This window comes from Haladaptatus sp. DYF46 (assembly GCF_021083305.1).
In the GTDB taxonomy this organism is placed as follows: domain Archaea; phylum Halobacteriota; class Halobacteria; order Halobacteriales; family Haladaptataceae; genus Haladaptatus.
Genome location: NZ_JAJFAY010000008.1, coordinates 123,121 through 142,978, shown reverse-complemented (window position 1 = coordinate 142,978; position 19,858 = coordinate 123,121). Strand labels below are relative to the sequence as shown.

The window sequence follows — 19,858 nt, the reverse complement described above, 5'->3', positions numbered from 1 at the left end:
AGTAGAACAGGATCAATTATATCTCATTTATTTCTCATAAATTGAAGAGCTCGACGGCGTTCGAGTACATGAGCCGCTCCAAGTCGGTCTCGGACTCGACGGTCGCTTCGACATCGGAGACGATGGCTCGGGTATCCTCCTCATCGAACGGAAAATCCGTTCCGAACACGAACTGATCGATCCCGACGGTGTCGAGGGCAGCTTTGAGTGCGGGTCGGTGAAAAGAGATGCTGTCAAAGTAAAAATCACGGAGATACGCCTGAATCGACCTGTCTGGCCGCGAAGTCGGATCGTCTATCTCGTCGCGACCGCGTTCGAGCCGACCGGCTAATTGAAGGAGAGCACCGCCCATGTGAGAGAGGACAACGTCGAAATCGTGATCGTCGAAGAAGCCATCGTAGATCAGACGAGCAATCTGGAACGTCGTGTCCGTGGGGAAAACGACCAGCGGGTTGAGGAACGACTCGTCGGGACCGAGCTCGTCACTAAGGATGTTTCCATGGGGATGGACGAAGACCGTCAGTCCAGCGTCGTCGATGCGATCGAAGACGGGCTCCAACTCCGGCCTGGATAGCTTCTGTCCATTAACCGATGTGGGGAGTGCAATGCCGTGGAGGTCCAGGCTATCGACGATACGGTCGACTTCGGCGACTGCTTCCTCTGGCTCTCGAAGCGGGAGCATTCCGAGGCCAGCAATTCGGTCGGGGTGTCGTGATTGGAGGTTGGCGTAGCCGTCGTTGATGGCTCGAATTAACTCCGTCGATTGCTTAGGGGTAAACGCTTCATCAATTGGATTCGGGGTGGATACAGACACGAGCGTCCGCTCGATATCATAGCGATCCATCCATTCAAACCTGGCCTTTACATCAGTGAAGCCATCATTTACAGGAATCCGATTTCCCGCCGCCACGCTGGCCGTGCCAGAGCGATGGTGGGTCATATATAGTTGATCGCCTTCGGACTCCAAACCGACTGGTGTGTCCCATTCTAAGAGGAGATCAACGTACGGTTCCGGCAAGCAGTGATTATGGACATCGATCCGCATAGAAATAGTCAACCTTCACGTCGTAATAAATGTATCGTGAAGATACCCACATCAATCATCAGACTGTTGTTTACCAACTGGTCGCGGCACAAAAATTGTTGTCCTACAACTCGCCATTCGATGTCGAGATTTTATTGTTCGGGCACGACAAACGCTTAAAAGTCGGAGTTCGTCTCGGTGAATCAAACCGATCCTGGGGGAGTTACGACTTTCAACGTCCACACAACGGCCTGGTAGAAAAGGTAGGACCCCAGCATGATGACGAGAACAACGCCAAACATGTAGCCGAGGTCGGCGTTCTTCCAGGCTAAGACGATCTGGTAACCGATGCCCTGAGAGGACGCGATGAACTCTGCGACGATGACTCCCACAATGGAAAGCTGGACGGTCGATTTTATGCTGCTCGTGATATTCGGGAGAGCTCGCCAGAATCGAAAGTACTTCACCATCTGCCACCGCGTTGCTCCGAGCACGGTGCCGAGGTGCTCGAACCGCTCTTCGAGCTCGTTCATTCCAGTGATTGTGTTGATAAACACTGGGAAGAACCCGACCCAGGCTCCGAACGCCGTGACACCATTGATCCCAATTACCTGTTGGGCCTGTTGTGCCGTAACGGATCCGAAGAGATAGGCCGAGGGGCCAGTAAATGTGAACAAAACGATATCGCTACCGACGAGAAACCAGATGACGAACATCGGTGCTAATACCGGGTGAGGCACTGCGTATGCGAAAATTATCAACGGCATCGACATCTGTCGGATGGTGAATATTTCAGCGATGACGACGCCAAGGACAATTCCTATGACGGTAGCAAGGATGAAAGCAACCACGACTGACGTGAACGTTTCCGTAACTTTGATCGAGACAGTGTCGATTTGAGCCATCAGTTGCTGTCTCGTGTACGATGTACTGGCGAAGATGCGGTTGTTGTCGATAACGAGGGCTGTTCCTTCCCAGAGGAGGAGCATCACGATGCCCGCGGCAACGGTCGGAAGCCGTCGCTTTATCCACCGTTGTGCTTGCCAGAATCGTCGATCCGGACGCATCGACATATTAGCTCTCCCCCATTATTGAGGAATCTTTCCAGAAGATGACTCTGCTCTCGATAATATATACGGCGAGTACGACACCAGTGCTAATGAATCCCAGAATGAGGACGATAGCGAACGCGCGTGAAATGTTCGTGCGGCCAATTGCCGAGGCCGCCATCGATCCGATTCCGGGTGTTCCACTGACGAACTCACCGACGACGGCCCCGATCATCGCCAGTATAAATCCGATTTTCATCCCGTCGAAGATGAATGGCAGTCCATTTCGTAATCGGACGTATTTGAACTCTTGCCACGTCGTCGATCCGTAAATTTCAAGCATATTCTTTGTTGACTCGTCGATATCACTAAATCCGTCGATAGCAGCAATCAGCATGGGAAAGAAAGATACCCAGACGGCCATGACGTAATTTGCCATTGACAACCCAGAAACGGTAACGAAACTCACCCAATAGATAACAAGGGGTGTCAGTGCTATTCGTGGAACTGTGTTGATTCCCACGATGAATGGCATGAGGGCGTTTAACAACCGCTCGTTCGATACTAACGGGATCGCGATAACAATCGACAATCCCAGAGCGATGAAATACCCCACAAAAGCTGCGGATAATGTTTTAGGCAGCACGAATGTGATCGCTGACCAAATTCGCGTTAGTTCATTCACGACATCGATCGGTCCTGGGAAGTACTTCGGATTGAGTGCCAGGAAGGTTGTCGCTCCTTCCCAGAATACGAGTAACAGGACAATGCCTAATCCTGACAGGCCCCAGCGTGTTGCACGAGTATTATCGATGCTATACCATCGTCTGTCCGAGCTGTTCAGTCCCAATTTCCTAACTACGCTCCCAATCATTTTAAACTCTTGAAGTGTTGGTGTATTTTAGTTGATAATTCAACGAAGCGTTCGGTTGCTCTTGTTTCCTCATTTCGGGGTCGTTCCAGATCTATCTCGATATCGTCGACTACTTCTCCCGGACGCGGTGAGAGAACAACAACCCGATCGGAAAGGAACACAGCTTCGTCGAGATCGTGGGTAATGAATAGGATTGTCTTTTCTGTCTCTCGCCAAATCCGTAGCAGTTCGAGATTCAACTCGTCTTTTGTCATTGCATCCAACGATCCAAAGGGCTCATCCATCAGAAGGACCGACGGATTGTAGATGAGTGCTTGACTGATTGTCACGCGCTGTTGCATTCCTCCGGAGAGTTCGTTCGGATACGAATCACCGAATCCCTTGAGTCCTACGAGCGAGATGAGTTCGTCGGCACGCTCTCGATACTCGTCCATGTTTCCGTCGATAGCACCATTCTCTTTCAGGATTTGGACGGGGAGCATGATGTTCTTTCGAACATTGCGCCACTCTAGTGCGACGGGGTGCTGGAAAACAAGTCCTACCTCCTTTCGCTGGTGCTGTGGACTTTGGACACTTGTGCCATTTATGTTGACAGAACCATCCGTGGGTTCTAAAATTCCAGCGGCTAAGTGTAAGAGTGTTGACTTCCCACAACCTGATGGACCGACGACAGAGACGAACTCGCCGTGCTCCACGTTGAGGTCGATGTCCTGAAGTGCAGTCACCGATTCTTCAGCCAAATCGGTTCCGTACACTTTTTGGATATCATCGTACTGTATCATGCACTCCGAGGTAGCTTCCGCACCGTCTGTGGAATTTTCCGCTATCTCGTTACTCATTTTCTATCGATAGCGTTGGGTGCCGAATTATTAAAGGTAACTGTTGTAATCATCTGTACTCTGTTTGTGGGTGTTTCGTGGTGCTATGGTGTGCTATTACTTTCCTCAGTTTCGTTCACGCTTCGGGAAGGACGAGTGAACCCAATATCGACAGGCAGTCCGAGGTCGACTAGTTTCATTCAGTTGTTGGATTCGGCCTTTTTGAAGATGGACCAGATCTCGCCTGCGTTCTCACTAAGCTGATTCCACTCCTTGTTGGAGAATTTCACCTTCTCCGATTTCTCGTACGCTTGCATGTCGACAAGGTCACTCGCATTCGGGAGCGCGTCAGGATTGTCGACCAGCGCAGAGGCGGTATTGTCGAGTACGTAGGAGATATTGTCCTCAGTAAAGTAACCGAGTCCGTTTTCCTTCATGTCCAACGTGACTGCCTGGGCACAAGTGACTGAATGCTGGCCCACAAGTTCCTCTTTGGTCCAAGTCCGAAGATTGGGGTTTACCTCCGACTTAAGGTAGTCAAGATATTTTGTTTGATTTATTAGACCCCACTTGAGAGCCTTGAAATACCCCGTTAACATATTCGAGACGAACTCGACGTTGTTCTCCTTATTCTTAAACCAGTTATTGTTGACCCAGATTGGGAACCCTGGAAACGCACCGAAGGTAGTCAATGGAGTTACACCAAGTTCGGCATCGACCTGCTTTTGATAACTGGGGTACAAGTCGATAGACCCCCAGATGGCCTGTACCTGGTTATTCGAGAGTTTCGGGGCAGCGACCTCCTCTGTTCCCTCTTCGATAGTCACCTTGCTTGGGTCTACATTGATGAGGTTTGGATAGACCTCCGAGGTTGCCGCTGCGAATCCCGAAGCTGCTAACATTGTCTTTCCAGCGAGATCTGTTCTATCCTTCATCTGATCCTTCCGCCAGATTAGCGACAGAAGTGGTCGTCCCCGAGCTAGGCCCATAATGGACATGTTCAGCGCCTCGGTATCTTGCGTCTTCGGGTAGACGCTCAGCGCAGTCGTTAGGGAACTTATACCCATAGCCTTGTTCCCGACACCAATGTTTTGTGCTTCTGTATCTGAACCGTTCCCCCGTGTCGCGTTGACGTTGGGTACGCCGGCATCTTTCCAGTATCCTTTACCTGCAGCTACGTGCGTGTAGCCCCACGAAGGCTCTTTCTTCCAAGGCGTTGTAAAGGTCGCCTTTGAGCCGTCTCCACCATTCTTTGTAGACTGGTTATTGCCGCCGCCGTCGGTACAGCCAGCCAACATCATGGCACCGAGTGAACCTAGAGACCCATGTAAGAACTTTCGACGATCAACACTCCCTGGAAGTACGTTGTCGAGATCGTCAACTAGCTGTTCCTCTGCCGCACTCTGGTCTCGGTCGGACATATGGCACTTCATTCTGTCTCATTGTATAAAAATCATTGTGTATCTCTGTTGTTGGTTATACTGCGACTTGTTCTTGTGGATCTCGTACGCCGTTGTATTTCATGTAATTTATCCGAATAGTATTTAAATAATTCGGCCATTTCGAATGGATATCTGCTGTTATTTCGCTCAGCATGTGAATAACTCACAGGTTGTTACAAAACTATGGTTGTAACGCTCGGGTAATAGTATATATAGTTCGAATATATCGACTCCTTATTCGGAGAAACTCTAGTATGGAAGTTACGCTAATGCGAGTTCGAGTTCAAATTCGCTGACTATCTTCGTAACTACGTTTGCAAGTTCAGCTTCTTGTTCTCCTCCGGTAATCGAGTGCTCCGGTCCAGTAACACTGAACCCACCAATGACGCCACCTGTCTGCTTGGTCGCCGCTACTCCAATGCCGTACAGTTCCCGAAAATTCTCCGCATTGTTAACGGCATAGCCCTGATTGCGAATCTCTTCGATTTCTGCAAACAATGACTCCCGGTCGGTAATTGTGTTCTCGGTCTCCTTGGGCTGTCCCCACTTATCCAAGATCCGTTCAATTTGTAAATCCGGTAATTCGGCGAGTATAGCCTTTCCGACCCCGGTGTTGTGCAGATGAAGGCGATTTCCCAACTGTTCGTGCGTCCAGCCCATCTTGTTACCTGATGTGGTATGAATAAAGACGGCTTTGCCGCCCATCTCAACGGCGAAGATCGACCGGAGTTCAACCTCCTCGAACAGCCGGTCGGTGAACTCGCGCGCTAGAACATATCCATCTTCGCGCGTCCGAACATGATTTCCCAGCCGGAGAAGTTCAGGGCCGAGTAAGTAAAAATCTCCACGCTGTATCACGAACTCTTTTTCCGCTAATGTGGTGAGGTGACCGTGAACTGTGCTCTTAGGCCGGTCCATCCGTTCTGCGATCTCCGAGACTCTGGCTCTGTCTACCTTCTCGAGAATTGAGAGTATCTCTATCGAAGTTGCGGTCGTTTGGAGCGTATTTGATTCGCTTTTGTCTGTCATAACTGGTAATTCAATGAGGTCCTATATAAAGTTCAGCATGAGTGAATGCCTCTCTTCAGCAGACTTTATCATCACTATATTCCGATTAGAGTGACCGATGGGCACGCCGTGATGGCAGACCACATCGCTAGCAAGTAAGATAACCTTGGATAATCGCTTGATGGTTAGTGAACTACCGAGGCATTCAGTCCACGACTTCGACCCAACTACCCTGTTCGCCAGACTCGTACGCTGCGTCGAGAACTCGGAGCAGTTGGACAGCATCGTCGACCGTCGCGGGGACGTCGCCGGTTTCGTATCCCTCGAAGTACGCCTCGAAGTAGTCTTGGACGAAATCACCCCACTCCGAAAAACGGTCGTAGGAGAACTCGAATTCGGTGGTCCGTGTTGGGGCGGCCGTCCAATCCGAGTTATCGGACGTGATTTCGAGCGGTACCGTTGGTTCGTGTTGGAGTGAATCGTGGTGCAGCGCCGTCAGCGCTTGTGCGTCGGTTCCATATATCCCGAGATGAGTGTCCTTACCACGGTCGTTCAAATAATAGCCAGTGTGATATGTGCCGAGGGTTCCGCTGCGCGTCTCGAATTGGAGCACCGCCCCGGCTTCTACATCGGCCTCCGCCGCTTCGTGGAACTCAGCGTTGACCCGTGTGATGGGATCATCGAGAATCCACGGTATGATATCGACCCAATGGGGACCGATCCACTGGAGGGCACCACCACGACTTGTCTCCCGGTCATAGATATAGTGGTCGGTGTTTCGATTGGAGAGCTGACTAGCGTTGAACCGGCCATCGACGGTCCAGATGTCACCAAAGAAGCCGTCTTGAACCTTGTCGCGGAGTTCCATCGCAATCGGATTCCGTCGGTAGTACATCGTCGGTGCGACGGTGACACCAATATCATTTGCCTGCTGGGCAATGTCTTCGAGGTCTGCGGCCGTCCGTGCTATTGGTTTCTCACTAATCACGTGGACCCCGTTCTCGACAGCGCTTTCAATGATTGCTGGTGTCTCACTGCTCCGATACGTGATCCAAACGACGTCGATGCTATTGTCGGCAACAAGCTCGTGTGGATTCTCGTATACTGCCGCGCCGGCTACGAGGTCAGTAACGTTCTGTCCCTCTGTAGTGACTTCGTCGGGCCGCTCATCCATAGCAGTGATACTGTCGACGTCCACTCTGCGTCCGGGTTCGCAGACTGCGGTGATAGTAGCGTCGAGTTCACTTGCAACAGCAAAGTACGGGTCGCGATGATGGTGGTCGATACCAACGTAACCGATGTTTACACCCATACATTCGAGTCAAACGACACATTATAAAAAATTATGGTTGTAGGCAATGGCGAAAAATGCGAATAAATCGTTCGCTCGAACCATCCACGAGAACAGACAACACTAACGATAAATTCAACTACCAAAATATCCTTATAGGTTGAAATGGGAGTCTCCTATGACGTACTAGCCCTATGCAAGAGATTGGCATCATCATGAACGGCGTGACAGGTCGAATGGGAACGAATCAACATCTCATCCGCTCGATTTTGGCGATCCGCGAGAACGGCGGGGTCGAACTATCCAACGGGGAGCGGGTAATGCCGGATCCGATATTGGTCGGGCGGGACGAACGCAAACTCCGAAGATTAAGCAAAAAACACGGTGTTGAGCGCTGGACCGCTGATCCCGACCTGGAAACGTGTCTCGACGGCGACGACGAGATTTACTTCGACTCCCAGATTACTCCACGGCGGCCCGACGCCCTCCTGAAAGCTATCGAAGCCGGGAAGGACGTCTACTGTGAGAAACCGCTGGCTGGCAACCTCGACACCGCAATCGAGGTTGCCCGAGCGGCAGAGCAAAGTAATATTAAGCACGGGATCGTTCAGGACAAACTCTGGCTCCCCGGATTGGTGAAACTCCAACGGCTCATCGACCAGGACTTCTTCGGTGACATTCTCTCGGTTCGTGTCGAGTTTGGATACTGGGTGTTCACCGGACAGATCCAACCCGCACAGCGTCCTTCATGGAACTACCGAGCAGAGGATGGAGGAGGAATCATCGACGACATGTTCTCTCACTGGAGCTACGTCCTGGAGAACCTCTTTGGGCGCGTTGAGACCGTCCAGTGTCTCGAGAAGACCCACGTTCCTGAGCGCGTCGACGAGAACGGCGATTCATATGAGGCGACAGCCGATGATGCAGCCTACGCAATCATTGAACTCGAAGACGACATCGTGGCACAACTCAATTCCTCGTGGACGGTCCGCGTGAACCGTGACGACCTACTCGAAATTCAGGTCGATGGGACAGAAGGCAGTGCCGTTGCTGGACTGCGAGACTGCAAAGTCCAACCCCATTCCACAACGCCCAAGCCCGAGTGGAATCCCGACACACCGAAAGAGCACGATTTTACCGAGGACTGGGAGGCGGTTCCTAACAACCAGGAGTTCGAGAATGCGTTCAAGCTCCAGTGGGAGAAGTTCATCCGTCACGTTGTCGAGGATGAGCCGTTTCCCTGGGACTTCGCCGCTGGTGCTCGAGGCGTCCAGCTCACCGAAGCGAGTTACAAGTCTTCGGACGAGGGACGACGCGTTGCTATCGGCGAAGTAGAGATCTAACGACCTCGACGCTGTGTGCGGTCTGAAAAGCGACTGACAGCGTTGCAGCGACGAGGTCGGAGGAAATCAGTTACTGGTTGATTCGTCAGCCTCACCCACCACATTCGGAGTCGGGGTAGCGAAGTCACCGGAATCGAAGGCGATTGGCACCGGTTCCGCGACGACCCGGAGGTCGTCGCGCTCGCGCGCCTCCTCGATGAGCGCGGTAGAAGCGTACAAGCGCTGGAGATGCATGGTGTCGGCTGCGCGGAGGACCCGAACTTCTTCGGGGCTGATAATGCCGATCGTCGAGAGTGCAGCGACGAGCCCGGCACGATCTGTTTCAACCGCCGGTGGGAGGCGCACTCCTCTCGTGGTGCTCGCCGTCAGCGCGTTGATAAGTGTCGTCGGCATGTCCACTGACGCGAGTAGGTCATGGTGGATGAAGTCGGCCGAACCAATGCCCATGGCGTTACCGTGCGTCACGTCGGTCACTCCGCGTGTATAAATTCGTTTGATGTCGGGCATCTCGGGTTCTGGTTCCTGTATCGCGAACGGTCTGCGACCGATGACGTTCGTATCCATTCCCTGGCCGCTGATATCTTTACCTTGCCGGTCGAGGATTAACACATCGATGTCGTCGAACGGGAGTGTCGGCATGACATCGTAGGCACGCTCAAGGAGTTCGGCCTCCCGATCAAGGAACTCTTCCGGAGGAACACTTTCGAGAAGCGCGGTCTCGTCGCGCTGGTTTTCTAAAATGGCGACACCCCCAACAACCGGTACGGCGTTAAGCAGCTGGTCGGTTATCTCCGGAATCATTTTTCGGAGGGACCAATCGACTGCCCAATCGTGGGCGATCTTCGCACCACGCTGTTTTCCCATCCCGATAACGAGCATCTTCGAGAGACCGCTTTCGACCGTACCGTCGAAGTCCGTGTGTGGCTTAATGCGATTTATCGGGACGATAGCATCGGCCGCGACCGCATTCGCGTCGGCAACGACGGGCACATCTCGATCAGCAGTGCGACCGACTTCGATGACATCCATGTCCGACCGGATTTCACAGCCAATTACGTCTTCTGTCACACCGAGTTCCGCTAGCATCTCGCGTTGTCCGTCCGCAGTAGCGCCGCCGTGACTTCCCATCGCTGGGAATACGAATGGTTCGTAACCACAGTCTTTCGCTTCGGCAACTACCCCGGTGACGATGCGTGAGAGATTTGCGATGCCACGGCTTCCAACGCCGAGTGCGATCTCGCCTCCGTCGGGGACGTCTTCGAGTTGGAGTGATCCAAACGCTTCTCCCGCTCGATAGCTGATTTCGTTTTCTGGAATCGAATTTGTCTCCCATACCTGTTCAATGAGTCCAAGTTTTGGAAGTGGAGTCTCGCCACACGATTCGAGTATCGCCTCTTCTGGGACAGCAAGCGAACTTCTCGAAGAATTCGCGTTCATACCAGGACCCTAGGCGAGTCACCTGATAAATATCTCCCGTTCGATAGTACAATCATAGCGGCGATTACGAAAAAGTAGCAGTCAACAGGAACAGGATTGACTATCTCAATATTTATTGTGTATACGCTACTACCTTCATTTGATGCAATTTGTTCGTTACAACAGCGGCGGCGGCCCCGCATGGGGCGTCAGAATCGACAGCGAGATCAGAGCACTAGCCGATTTCCCGGCGGACGAACCGTCTTATCAAGATTTGACGAACCAAAGCTACCTCAAGCAAGTGAACCGTGCCATCGAGAACGGGTCTCTCATGGCGATTGACGCTGACGAAACAAGTCTCCTTGCCCCGGTTCCTCGACCGCCCAAAATTGTTTGTGCCGGCCTCAACCACCGCGATCACGCTGAAGAACAGAACGAAGAGATTCCAGACAAACCCCTTTTGTTCGCAAAAGCCCCGACCACGGTCACGAACCCGAACGATCCAATCGTCCACCCAGAGGGCGAGCAGGTTGATTACGAGGTCGAACTCGCGGTCGTCGTTGGCCGCACGGCCAAGAATTTAGACGAACATGAAGTCCCACGACACGTTGCTGGCTACACGGTCCTCAACGATGTTAGCGGCCGGAAAGCCCAGTTTTCTGACGGTCAGTTCTTCAGAGGAAAGAGCTATGACACGTTCTCTCCCATGGGTCCAACACTAACAACGAGTGCCGATTTCGACCCTAACGCCGTCGATGTCACGCTACGTGTTGACGGCGAGACCAAGCAGGCCTCGAACACTAACCAGTTCATCTTCAACGTTCATGAGCTAGTGTCCTACATCAGCTCAAACATGACACTCCTGCCCGGCGATATTATTTCGACCGGTACACCAGGTGGCGTTGGAATCTTCCGTGACCCCGTCGACTTACTCGAACCGGGGCAAACGTGCGAGGCCGAAATAGCTGGCATCGGCACGCTCACAAATCACATCGTGGCGGAGTGAAAAGCGGAAAGTGGTTATGGGAAAACCATTTGAAGGTTGCGTGTGTCTGACATCCCATGACGGTTAGAGTCACACAGACAGAGTTCTATATCATCGATCTTGAGACCAGACTTCCCTTTCATTTTGGGAACGTCGAAGTGACCGAGATTCCGAAATTGTTCCTTCGGCTCGAAGTTGACGTCGACGGAACACACCAGACCGGGGTCGCGATGGGTGGATTGATTCCTGGTTGGTTCTACAAGGACCCCGAGATGCGTCTCGAGACTGGCTATCGCAACATGGCGAGCGTGTTTCGGTCGGCCGCAGACATCGCGAACGACCTCGACTCGAAGCCGACAGCGTTCGCGTTCTGGCTGGCGCTCTACGAGCGTCAGCACGAGATGGCTGACAGTACAAATCAACCGGATTTGTTGAGCGCCTACGGCGTCAGTCTCATCGAGCAAGCATTGATCGACGCAGTCTGTCGCGCAAAGGATGTATCCTTCTCCACAGCTGTCCGTGAGAATCTATTAGGAATCGACCTCGGTGCGGTGTACAGCGAATTGGAACCCTACGAACCAGCAGACTTGCTGCCGACCGAGCCGAGACGCAATACAGCAGTCAGACATACCGTTGGCTTGGACGACCCACTCACGGAGGCGGACATCACGGGAGACCGACCCGACGATGGCCTTCCGCTGACCCTCACCGAATATGTCCATGAGGATGGTGTAAACCGCTTCAAGATCAAACTCTCTGCCAATCATGAAGTGGATGCGGCTCGACTCGGCCGTATCGATGCCTTGTTGACCGATTTAGGTATTGAAGAATATCGTTGCACAGTCGATGCCAATGAGGGCTATGACTCTGCCAGGCAATTCAAACATCAGTGGGAGGCTCTCCGAACAGATCCTAACTGCGTCGACTTGTTCGACCACCTCCTCTACGTCGAACAGCCCCTCCCGCGGGATGAGGCGTTTACCCCGGAGACCCAAGACGTATTCACGAGTTGGTACGATTCCCCGTGTATCATCATTGACGAATCCGATAGTAGGATCGATAGCACCGGCACTGCACTCTCGCACGGCTACGCTGGCACGAGTCATAAAAACTGCAAAGGCGTGTTCAAAGGCATCGTGAACGCCAGTCTGATCGCGTATTATAACCAAATCGACGATGACCAGGAGTATGTCATTAGTGCTGAAGACTTGACTACAGTCGGTCCTCTCGAGTTACTTCAGGACCTTGTAGTTGTGGCAACGATTGGCGCCGACCACGTAGAGCGGAATGGACACCACTACTTCGAGGGATTGGATGCATTTCCTGAGGAAGTACAACAGAGGGCCCTCTCAGAGCACCCAGATTTATACCGGCGCCATGAGTCCGACTTCACCACGCTCCGTATTGAAGACGGAACAGTAGACCTCGATACGATTGTCGACGCTCCGTTCGGTGTCGCTTCCCCACTCGACGTACGTCAGTTTACGCCCTTGACGCAGTGGGAGAACTCACTCGCTAACTAATCACCGATAAATAACATCGAACGGATCGACTAGCTTCCGGATTTTTGGTGCTCGTCTCCGGCTTTTTCTCTTGTTCGGTTATCGTAAGAATGCTGAATCTCTCCTGTCGGTTGTGTTCAGATATCCCAAGGTACTTCGTGCGAAGGGAGCCGACAAACTGTGCGTAAAAAGTGACGGCCGAGTGTGGCGCTACTGGTTGCAGGTGGTCAACGTTGGGTCCTATATTTCCTACCCGGTAGGGATGTAGGTATCGATTGATCCGGTGCTCCGCGTCGTGACGGATAGCTCTGGTATTGGCTGAACCAAGGAAGTTAGTCAGGACCCCTACGAACGAAACAGCATCAGATCGTTTTAGTAAATATATGCGATTACCGATAATATGGGGGTATAGGTATATTTCATACTATTAAGTACTGTAATTAGAAGATGGTTTCTCTCTGGATAATCGGACGACTGCGAAGATCTATCAGTTACTATTTAACCTTACCCACTTTGGTGTGTGATTCGCCGATCTCAGAAATTCCGACGTTCTAGCGCATTTTGGACCCATTTCGCATCGAAGATGAAATCTCCAGACATAATTTTTTAATAAGAAATAGCTACTATATGCTTATCGGATAGTATGAACGGAGATCTTACTCACACCAGTAGAAACCCTCCATCCAGAAAAAGACGGGTTACCGAATCATAATCTCATACAGAGCAGCGGACCACCACTCATGATCACGGGATTTGTTCATTGTAATCGGTAATATCCTAGTAATATTTTTATAATAGTAGTAAGAATAAATTTATCATGGCAGATAATAACCAACGTTCGAAGTTAGAAGCGACAAAGTCAGAATTCACTCGGCGTGCGTTTACACAATCGGCCGCTGGGGCCGTCGCGCTGGCTGCGATCGGACCTACAACCGCCAAAGAAGGGGTTTCGAACACAAACGCGACGAATGCATCTCCAATCGAGGACTCGTTCACGCCAACCGGGTGGGACGTGGTCGGTCCGTTTCAGTACCAACGACGCGGCGTTGAGACTGGGTGGCTATATCCGAACAGGAGCGAATTAGCGTTCGCCACTGGCGAACAAACCCCTGACGGCGGTCAGCGGTTCCAGTCGGCATTTGCGGGCGGTGCAACGGTGACATGGGACCGCGTCGGACTCGACAAGGGGGAGACCTCGATCCCGCTCGATTTTGGTGACCGAATTGATCCGACAGGAGGCGACCTGACGCCATTGACCGGCGAATCAGGTGCATTCGACGACTTTCAGGACTGGTTCGGCGCGGGCGGAGTACTCTACTCGGCTGGCTACGCTGTCGCCTCTTTTGACATTCCTGAAACGCGACGTGCTGTGTTGGAGACCGATGCGTCGGTCGCGTGGCTCAACGGGAAGCGCTACGAGGAACCACCTCAGGGCGTCGTGTTGGAGTCCGGAACGAACTTTCTCCTGTTGAAGACTACGGTCACCTTCGGCAGCGGGTCCGCCTCGATTAGGTTTCGGTCGCCGCGCGCCCCAGTTGAAGTGAACGAACTTGCTTCGTTCCGCGGAACCCCACAGAACGTTATCCTGCCAGACCTCCGAGAAGGAAAGAGAACCGACCGTCCTGCCTCTGTTCGCGTGACGAACACAACAGGTGAGGAGCAATCACCGACGCTCCAATTTGCACCCGATAGCGACCTGCTGAAGGCCCAGACCGTCACCGTGGATTCCCCGCTCGCCCCGTTCGAAACCCGACGAATCGAGACGCAAGTCGCGACGAAGGGAAAGGTACCAATACAAGATGCGAGTCTCGCCTCCGTCGAGCAGGAGACGGTTCCTGGGTTGGCGATGACCAGCACCGAGACGGCAGACCTGACCAGTAGCGACAGGATACGGAAGACGGGTGGCGGCGAATTTACCGTTGAAGCCGCCTCGGCGGGGACGACAGCTCTCGTCTCGGTCGGCGAGGAGCGAGATGAGCGAGCGATTCCGCTTCGAATCCGACGTACTAACGAGGCCCGCTGGCAGACGACGTTTGTCTCTAAACACGACGAGAGTGTCCAGACAATGGGTATCAAGGAACCGACGAATCCGGATGCGGATGGTCCGTTCGAACTCATCGTCTCCCTACACGGCGCGAACGTCCCCGCTATTAACCAGGCCGGAGCGAATGTCCAACGCGACGGTGCCTACGTCGTCGCACCGAGTGCACGTGGCCCGGTGAACTACGACCACGAGGATCTCGGCAGACTCGACGACTTAGAGGCGATGAGCGTGATGAAAGACCGCTTCGACATCGACGAGACGGGGATCTATCTTACAGGACATTCGATGGGTGGCCACGGCACGTGGCACGTCGGTTTGACGAACCCCGACCGGTTTGCCGGGCTTGCACCCTCCGCCGGATGGACCGACCACGAGACGTATCTTACGGTTCCGTTCGAACACGACAAACTCCACACCTTCCCAAGACTCAAAACAGTTGCTGAGAGCAGTCTCCAGAAGAACCTCGCTCTCCCGAAAACAGAGAACGCCGTGGACGGCACACTCCCGATATTCGCCCTCCACGGCGGCAAGGATACGTCTGTTCCGTCGCTCCACCCACGGACCTACCTTCGGACGCTGGCGAATCGCGGCCTCTCGGTGAAGGGCGAAGTCGGCAAGCGGTACTCGACACCAGAACCCACCGAAGTGGACGTGGCGTATCTCGAAGTCCCCGGACAACCTCATTGGTGGGATGCCGGCATCGGTGAGGGAAACGACTCTGTGAATCATCCTGATCTCCGAACCTTTCTGCGTTCGACTACTCGTGACCCTTATCCTGCGCACGTCCATCTGTTTACAACGAATCTCCGAATCGAACATCAGAAATACTGGGTCGCTGTCCTTGAACAAGAGACGATTCACGCTCCAACACGCGTGGACGCCGAGATATCAAGCGACGGACTCCGAATTGCTACTGAAAACGTCACCGTCCTCTCTATCGACCCACGAGTGTTCAGGGAGGCTAACGTCCGCGTTCGCGGGAAACCGACCGCGACGGTGAATGGTGAGAGGGTTAAAATGCACGGAAAAGGAGGTCGAAAGCGTATCATTGTGGACCTTGAAAACGGTCCGTCAGCGTCACGTGATGGCCGGTGGAGACGGGGACGACAGAACGCTCTCCGGAAGTCCCAGGACCAGTACGGTCCGCTGAAGGAGATCCATCACAACCCTTACCGGCTCGTCTACGGGACAAAAGGAAGTGACGCCGAAACCGACGTCAACCGTAATCTCGCGAATATCCGCTCACAGCGCCTCGTCGAACGCGCGCGGGCACCAGCCACCGTGATTCCGGATTCTACCGTCGATAGATCGGTAATGTCCGAGTACAATCTCGTGCTATTTGGTCGCCCGTCATCGAACTCGGTCTACCGGCAGCTTGAAGACGGATTCCCCATGGATGTACGTGACGGCCATGCTAGCATCGGCGGCCACGACTACTCCGGTGACCTTGGTATCGAATTCGTCTACCCGAATCCCAAACACCACGACAAGCTTGTGCAGGTCGAAACCGGAACTTCGATTGCGGGCATCCAACTTACGCGTGTTCGCAACTGGATACCGACACAGAAGGCTACGCCGGACTACGCCGTCTTCGATGATTCGATTCGTTTCCAGTCGTGGAACGCCTGTCGGGCCGCTGGATTTTTCGACAAACGCTGGGAGGTTGCGCCGGAACTCGGTTACCTGCGTTCCACTAGTTCCGTCGGAGTCGGGCACGGTGACGACCAACGAGATGTCGGGGGAGGAGGACGATAGCCGCTGGGGCACTGTCTAGTTTAGCTCCTCCTCGACAGGCGTTCGGTTGTTGAGCGATTGATGCGGTCGTTGATAGTTATAGTAATGCACAAACTGTTCAAGCCACCGCTGGACGCTCAGCCGACTGCCCACCCACGACGTATGGAAGCGGTCGATCCTCTGTTTGAGCGTGTGAAACCATTTTTCGATCAGGTTTCGCTCGGTATAGTCAAGGTGACCGCGCAATCCAATTCGAAAGAGGGTAGTCCGATAGCCGTAGCCATCAACGAGAAACACCGTGTCAGAGAGATCGTGTTTCTCGGCCAATCCAGACAGAAACGCAGCCGCTTGATCGGTCCCATGCCGACCAAACACTTTAATATCGAGCAGTAATTTTGTGTCTGTGTCTATTGCAGCGTACACCCAAGACCATTCGCCATTAATTTTGACAGCGGTTTCGTCAACCGCGACCCGCGTCGGCGTCGCCGACGGCGGGTCAGAAACGCTGTCAGATACTCGATGAACCCATTGAAAAATCGCCTGGTGCGACCGTTTTACGCCGAGGAGTGCGAGAATTCCTTTTGTTTCCCTGAGTGAACAACCGGTCGCGTGGAGCCGGACGGCGAACGCCCTGACGGGCGTTGCCGTCCGCTCACGCTCCCAACATTCAAGCGTTGCCGTCTCTAAACTCTTTTTGAGCAGGTTTGAGAGTAGCATCAATCACTAACTCTTCGACCTGCTCGTCCTTATCTAGACAGTGCCCTATGAACAGATTAGCTACTATGTCAACAATTTCTGTTCAGTTGTCGGTCATAGGTATTTCAATTCTCTCCGTGTGGATCGGCCTTATCACTACTTTAGGGGCGTGGTCAAACCAGGTTATTGTATTTTGGAGTCTAATTCTGTTCGGCTTCGTTGGACTTGTTCTTTTACTCGATATGAGAGTTGGATCTGCAATATAGTAATGGTACTGATCGTTGATCCGCAACACCGCACAAGAAACCGTAATCCTTCGTAGTAAGCGATTGCAGCATTAAACAGTTAACAGTACTCCTCCAATAATTGCAAGAAGACCGAGTCCCACACATACCGCCCAGAATGAAACTCGTTCGACGAGTCGCATCAACGCATCAATTGTAATATAACCAACCATTGCTGCAGTTACAATGGAAACGAACGCCGTTAGTGGGGAGAGTGATGGGATGCCACCACTATCTAGAACCGCGATAAGAGCCCCTCCCAAAGCTGCAGGAATCGAAAGCAGAAACGAAAGTCGGAATGAATTGGGGCCATCGTGCCCTCGTAGGAGGAGCGCGCTTGCTGTTGTCCCTGACCGAGACACGCCAGGTAGAATTGCAAGTCACTGCAGGGATCCAACGAGAACTGCATCAACGAGATTGGGCTCGTCTCGCGTTCCAAGAGAGAGTCCACCAGCAAACCGCTGTAAGAAGCCAGTACAAACCAACAGAAGACCGATCAGCGCAACGAACGTTCCGCCCGTCACCGCAGAAATAACGTGTTCGAGCCCAAGATATGCGATAATTCCGACGATTCCAGATGCGATACTTGCTACTCCTAAAAAGGAGAGTGTGACTGTCTCATTCGAGAACGCACTTTGTGGCCGCCAGTCTGGCAGCGTACCCAAGACGTTCACAAGTTCATCTCGATAGTATGCCGTCGCCGAAACCGCAGTCCCAAGATGAAGAAACAGGGCATATGCCACTGCTTCTGTTGGTGATGCCAGGTTGAAAAATGCGAAAACGAGAGTGATATTACCTTCACTCGAAATCGGAAGCCATTCGAAAATTCCTTGGAGAATACCGAGGATAAGACCAATCAGGAAAGAGCGACTCATACATGACCTTCCAAAGCGGGTGATGAAATAATCTTCGAATGGAGTGAACTCGGTTTAAATATCTTGAGTACTTCCCTGTCCATCACCTTCTAATGGGTTGTCTTTCTCAGATGAACAGCCCTTTCTTCGCTAGATCTGTGAGTGTGACGACTTCAACATTGCTTTGCTTGATATGTTGAAGAAGAGATTCAAATTTCTTCTCTGAAAACCCTCCTGCACCAATCTTATGGAACAAAAAGACCGATAGCTGCTTGTACGTTGCTGCATAGTCAACCATCTGTTTCGTCCGAGCGATATTCCCATCGCCGTACATACGAGAGAGAATCGTATCCTTCTCAATTAATGGGAGTGCATTTGGTGATGCGCCGAACGACAGTGTTAGATCAAAGTGCTTTTGCGCAAGGTCGAATGTATTCGGCCCAACGATATTCTTCGGGACAGCCATGTATTTGTGTCCATCATAGCCATACCGTTTGAGCCAACTTTTCGCGTCAGTCATTATTTCCTCTTGCTTTTTTGCGGGGTATTCAGGAAACGGTTGTGCACCAATATTCGGATGGGCAATCATATCCCAGCCATCTTTGACCATCTCACGCATTTGTGGTTGCGTGAGGAACCCATCATCGTATATTGCATCCGTGATGACTGCATCTACCCCAGGGAATCCATGCTTCTTCATGTGCTTCTTATATGCTACTGAATAGTGGGATTCGAGGCTATCATCGAACGTGAGCATCACCATCCCCTTCTTAGGGGTGGGTACGGTTTTCACATCATCAACATAAAACTCGATGGGAGTGGTCGAATTCGGATCTTCCGGACGGCCAATGATACGCACCTCATAGACATTGGAAAGATCGACGCTCCGCTGGCGCTGGGCATCTGTAACTCCAAGATTTACTCGTACCCATTTACCCTTCGGTCCATAGAGAGTGCGTTTCAATTCGACGATATGCCCTTGGTCGGGTGCGTATAACTGAATAGCGACTTTTACAAAATCATGGGACGTACATTTGAACGCCAGCGAGAGGTTTTTATTGCTAAAATCGGCAGGGTTGCTGGCGAAATTGACCCGATGGATTTGGCCTTCGATAGATTGCTTACCACCAATGACATGGGCTGACTGTGACCCAGCATATACCTGTTTTGTACCCTTTTTTAGCGTTCCTAGTCCGTCGACAGCACTCCAGTTACCGAGCGACTCGAAGTTCTCAAACGCCTTGGGAACTCCTTGATTATCAGGGCTAGTTGTTGTTTTTTCTTCTAGTGTCTGAGTTTCTTGAGTTGATGTTGCATCTCCGTTCGTAGTGGTCGATGACTGGTTCAGTGCGCTTGTTTCCTCGTTTGAGCCGCCGAATACAGTACACCCGGCAAGGCTGACCGTTCCTATTGCTCCAACTGTTCGAAGGAAAGCACGTCGTGTTTGGCGAGACATTGTTACTGAGGTACAAAGATAGTAGTCTTATAGTCTTT

Annotated in this window: 14 protein-coding genes and 1 pseudogene; 4 read left to right on the top strand and 11 right to left on the bottom strand. The window is 52.3% G+C overall.

The features are described 5' to 3' along the window. Positions 1-34: 34 nt before the first annotated feature. From LJF34_RS25085 to LJF34_RS25055, 7 genes are all read right to left on the bottom strand, one after another. Positions 35-1,045, bottom strand: a complete 1,011-nt coding sequence (locus tag LJF34_RS25085) for an amidohydrolase family protein (RefSeq protein WP_231188780.1) — start codon at positions 1,043-1,045, stop codon at positions 35-37. A gap of 182 nt (positions 1,046-1,227) precedes the next feature. Further along, positions 1,228-2,013: an ABC transporter permease subunit gene (locus LJF34_RS25080; protein WP_231188779.1), complete on the bottom strand. Its 786-nt coding sequence runs from the start codon at positions 2,011-2,013 to the stop codon at positions 1,228-1,230. An 85-nt stretch (positions 2,014-2,098) separates the two neighbouring features. Beyond that, positions 2,099-2,923: an ABC transporter permease gene (locus tag LJF34_RS25075; protein ID WP_231188778.1), complete on the bottom strand. Its 825-nt coding sequence runs from the start codon at positions 2,921-2,923 to the stop codon at positions 2,099-2,101. Between the two features lie 20 nt (positions 2,924-2,943). Then, positions 2,944-3,786: an ABC transporter ATP-binding protein gene (locus tag LJF34_RS25070; protein WP_231188777.1), complete on the bottom strand. Its 843-nt coding sequence runs from the start codon at positions 3,784-3,786 to the stop codon at positions 2,944-2,946. Positions 3,787-3,965: 179 nt separating this feature from the next. Further along, a complete protein-coding gene (locus LJF34_RS25065; protein ID WP_231188776.1) occupies positions 3,966-5,186 on the bottom strand; it encodes an ABC transporter substrate-binding protein in 1,221 nt (406 codons plus the stop codon). A gap of 282 nt (positions 5,187-5,468) precedes the next feature. Beyond that, positions 5,469-6,236 (bottom strand): IclR family transcriptional regulator, encoded by a 768-nt coding sequence (locus LJF34_RS25060; RefSeq protein WP_231188775.1) that lies wholly within the window; start codon positions 6,234-6,236, stop codon positions 5,469-5,471. A gap of 184 nt (positions 6,237-6,420) precedes the next feature. Continuing rightward, a complete protein-coding gene (locus tag LJF34_RS25055) occupies positions 6,421-7,527 on the bottom strand; it encodes a Gfo/Idh/MocA family oxidoreductase (RefSeq protein ID WP_231188773.1) in 1,107 nt (368 codons plus the stop codon). 248 nt (positions 7,528-7,775) lie between these two features. On the opposite strand from LJF34_RS25055, the gene LJF34_RS25050 reads away from it, so the two are divergent. After that, positions 7,776-8,849 carry a Gfo/Idh/MocA family oxidoreductase gene (locus tag LJF34_RS25050; RefSeq protein WP_231188771.1) on the top strand — a complete coding sequence of 358 codons (1,074 nt, stop codon included), beginning with the start codon at positions 7,776-7,778 and terminating at the stop codon, positions 8,847-8,849. 66 nt (positions 8,850-8,915) lie between these two features. Here the strand turns inward: LJF34_RS25050 and LJF34_RS25045 are convergent, their stop codons facing one another. Continuing rightward, positions 8,916-10,286: a DUF362 domain-containing protein gene (locus tag LJF34_RS25045; protein ID WP_231188769.1), complete on the bottom strand. Its 1,371-nt coding sequence runs from the start codon at positions 10,284-10,286 to the stop codon at positions 8,916-8,918. A 142-nt stretch (positions 10,287-10,428) separates the two neighbouring features. Between LJF34_RS25045 and LJF34_RS25040 the strand changes: the two genes are divergently transcribed. From LJF34_RS25040 to LJF34_RS25030, 3 genes are all read left to right on the top strand, one after another. Beyond that, positions 10,429-11,271, top strand: a complete 843-nt coding sequence (locus LJF34_RS25040) for a fumarylacetoacetate hydrolase family protein (RefSeq protein WP_231188767.1) — start codon at positions 10,429-10,431, stop codon at positions 11,269-11,271. A gap of 56 nt (positions 11,272-11,327) precedes the next feature. Further along, entirely contained in the window at positions 11,328-12,773 is a 1,446-nt protein-coding gene (locus tag LJF34_RS25035) for a hypothetical protein (RefSeq protein ID WP_231188766.1), read from the top strand. Between the two features lie 796 nt (positions 12,774-13,569). Further along, positions 13,570-16,551: a prolyl oligopeptidase family serine peptidase gene (locus tag LJF34_RS25030; protein ID WP_231188764.1), complete on the top strand. Its 2,982-nt coding sequence runs from the start codon at positions 13,570-13,572 to the stop codon at positions 16,549-16,551. A 15-nt stretch (positions 16,552-16,566) separates the two neighbouring features. On the opposite strand, the gene LJF34_RS25025 is transcribed toward LJF34_RS25030, so the two are convergent. From LJF34_RS25025 to LJF34_RS25015, 3 genes and pseudogenes are all read right to left on the bottom strand, one after another. Continuing rightward, the gene (locus tag LJF34_RS25025; RefSeq protein WP_231188762.1) at positions 16,567-17,247 is read right to left on the bottom strand and encodes an IS6 family transposase; all 681 of its coding nucleotides are present in this window, start codon (positions 17,245-17,247) and stop codon (positions 16,567-16,569) included. A gap of 316 nt (positions 17,248-17,563) precedes the next feature. After that, positions 17,564-18,385, bottom strand: a pseudogene (locus LJF34_RS25020) (undecaprenyl-diphosphate phosphatase). A 106-nt stretch (positions 18,386-18,491) separates the two neighbouring features. Further along, the gene (locus LJF34_RS25015) at positions 18,492-19,820 is read right to left on the bottom strand and encodes a polysaccharide deacetylase family protein (protein ID WP_231188760.1); all 1,329 of its coding nucleotides are present in this window, start codon (positions 19,818-19,820) and stop codon (positions 18,492-18,494) included. Positions 19,821-19,858 lie beyond the last annotated feature (38 nt).